Origin of the sequence: Bartonella sp. CE47NXGY (genome assembly GCF_042195415.1) — a bacterium.
In the GTDB taxonomy this organism is placed as follows: Bacteria; Pseudomonadota; Alphaproteobacteria; order Rhizobiales; family Rhizobiaceae; genus Bartonella.
In genome coordinates, this window is record NZ_JBHIOI010000093.1 from 1 (window position 1) to 2,454 (window position 2,454).

General features: G+C 38.0%; 3 protein-coding genes. All 3 read right to left on the reverse strand.

Translation table 11 applies throughout. From position 1 onward, the window contains the following. Positions 1-982, reverse strand: a 982-nt coding sequence (locus ACFIL3_RS09660; protein ID WP_375682173.1) for an ABC transporter substrate-binding protein, incomplete at its 3' end; no start/stop codon positions are given. A gap of 356 nt (positions 983-1,338) precedes the next feature. Beyond that, entirely contained in the window at positions 1,339-1,557 is a 219-nt protein-coding gene (locus ACFIL3_RS09665) for an exodeoxyribonuclease VII large subunit (protein WP_375638543.1), read from the reverse strand. Between the two features lie 342 nt (positions 1,558-1,899). Beyond that, a partial coding sequence (locus tag ACFIL3_RS09670) for an ABC transporter substrate-binding protein (RefSeq protein WP_375682174.1) occupies positions 1,900-2,454 on the reverse strand: 555 nt, incomplete at its 5' end.

The following is a 2,454-nucleotide window of genomic DNA, read 5'->3' on the forward strand; positions in this document are numbered from 1 at the left end:
TCTTACCGAGTCCTTCATAGTCAATAAGATAGCGCATCGCCAAACGCACTTTTTCATTGGCAAAAATAGGGTTTGTCGCATTAAATCCCCATATGATCATGGAGGGCGCCAAAACTTTTTCAACTTTAATATCCGTTGTTGCTTGGAGATCTGCCAAATCCTCTGGCATCAGATTACGTGCAACATCGATATCATGTTTTTCCAATAATAAACGTTGCGTTCCAGGCTCCGCGACATGGCGAATTAAAATCTTCTTCAATTTAGGCACCTCCCCCCAATAATTGGAGCTTGCACGCAACAAAATTCCTTCTCCAGGGCGCCAACTCTCTAGCTGATAAGGACCAACACAAGCAGAATGACTGGCCAAATATCGGTTTCCCATATCACCATCTTGTTCGTTTTTCATGAGTGTCTCACGATCCAGCAAGGCAGCAGTGCGATTAGTGGAAATATTGCTAAGAATGAGCTCTGCTGGATAAGGTTTATCAAATTTCATCACCACCGTTTTGTCATCCGGTGCTTGAAAAGCCTCATCAACGTTTTGTTCTGTAATCCCATATTCATTAAATGTTGCTGCATTAGACAATTTCAATTTGACAACCCGCTTCATACCCCAAACAAGATCATTGGCATTCGCAGGACGACCATCATAAAACTTTAAACCATCACGCAAGTGAAAAGTAATCACCGTACTCTGATCATCACTTGAAACATCCCAGCTCTTCGCTAACGAGGGAACCATTTTAGCCGCATCATCTGTAGCAGAAACGACTAAATTATCACAAATATTGTTAACCACTTCAATTCCATAACGGTCATTGAGTTGTGCAGGGTCAAATGTATTTATTGGATCGAGATTCCAAGCCATCACAAGCGTATCGGCGGGTGTTTTTGCTGAAACTTGTTGCACAAACATCCCCATTGCAAGAACAGCAGAAACAAAAGAACTGCCCTTTTTCAATATTTTTCTTTTCACGTTCATAGAATTTTCCTTTTAACGTTTATTGTATAAATTCTCCATGCAGCAAAACGTGCTTAATTTAAGTTTAGACGAACGATAGGCTCCTAAAGACCAAACTTTAAAATCTTCAAGAACAAGCACCTCTTGCCAATGACTCCTCTTGTCTACACTTATAAGCCAAACTAAAACATACAAAGGAAAACACTCTAATATACAATGAATGCTCACCAACAACAGAGCTTAATCACGATATCATAACGCCTACTATTGAAGACTATAAAACCTGTATTTTTTCTATCTTGTTAAGCAAGCTTGTCTCGTATTTCTTCCGGCGTTTTCTATACCATCAAAGCACTACCCCTTTTAGCTCAAGTACCTTAATAACAACGAGCCTTCATAACAATTTGACGATTTGATAAAACAGAAAAATTCGTTAGTTTGCCAAATGCAACGACTTTTATTCCTTCTTCAAAAGAAAATTTAATTTTTTCATCACTCCCCGTAAAACAACACCCTCCAAATGACATCTCATCATCTTTCAAAGCAAAAGAAAATATAAACACCATAAAAAACTGATATCCCTTGTGTACCCCCATAACAAAACTTTCCTTCAACATCGCAAAACCTTTGCACCTTTAGCACCACTAAATTCCGCGATATTTGTTACACTTAGTTTTTTTATGTTACTCTCAGTTTTTTAACAAATAAATTGACCACTTTCTAATTCAGAAAAATTGAAATATCGATCTTAACATCCACTTAAATACACCTCTAATGAGAATGAAAAATATCTTTAAACGAATGTCTTGAAAAGACATTCAACAATATATCACACATTACCTATGATCTTCGGCGCATTGCAAAGCTTAAAATTTATACAATACGCCGAATATATCATGACGATGCCCTTTATCTATTGAACAGCATTGCAGACACTCTTATTTTTCAATTTTACTATAAAAAATATGTGGCGCACTATTCCAAACCCACTTTTTGATATCAGGCGTCATCGCGATAACAGTATATTTCTGAAAGATAAACGCATAAGGTCCTTTTTGCATCAATTCACGTTGTAAATCAGCATAGAGTTGTGCCCGTTTTTGCGGATCTTTTTGAAACAATGCATCCTGAACCTTTTGATTCATCGTTTCATCCAAATACCCATATTGCCAACTAGGATAGGCGGTATTTTTTGCCTCAAGCCGATTATCTGGATTATAAACAAGACGTGAAGCCATAGTATGAGGATCCGCAGAATCATTATTCCATCCGACAAAAATCGTATCAAAAGCCCGTGCATAAAGTTTAGAAAACAACTGTGTACCGGCCATCCGTTCAATTTTAAGACGCACCCCCGCCTTTGCGGCACTATCTTGGAGTGACTGAGCAACTAACACCCTATAAGGAGCATTTGATACGAGAAAATTTGCCTCAAATCCATTCGGATAACCAGCTTCTGCTAAAAGCTGCTTGGCTTTTGCAATATCAAGTTT

Bases quoted from the DNA above. Each gene is read 5' to 3' on its own strand.
- ACFIL3_RS09665 (WP_375638543.1), bottom strand. From the start codon at position 1,557: ATGGGGGTACACAAGGGATATCAGTTTTTTATGGTGTTTATATTTTCT.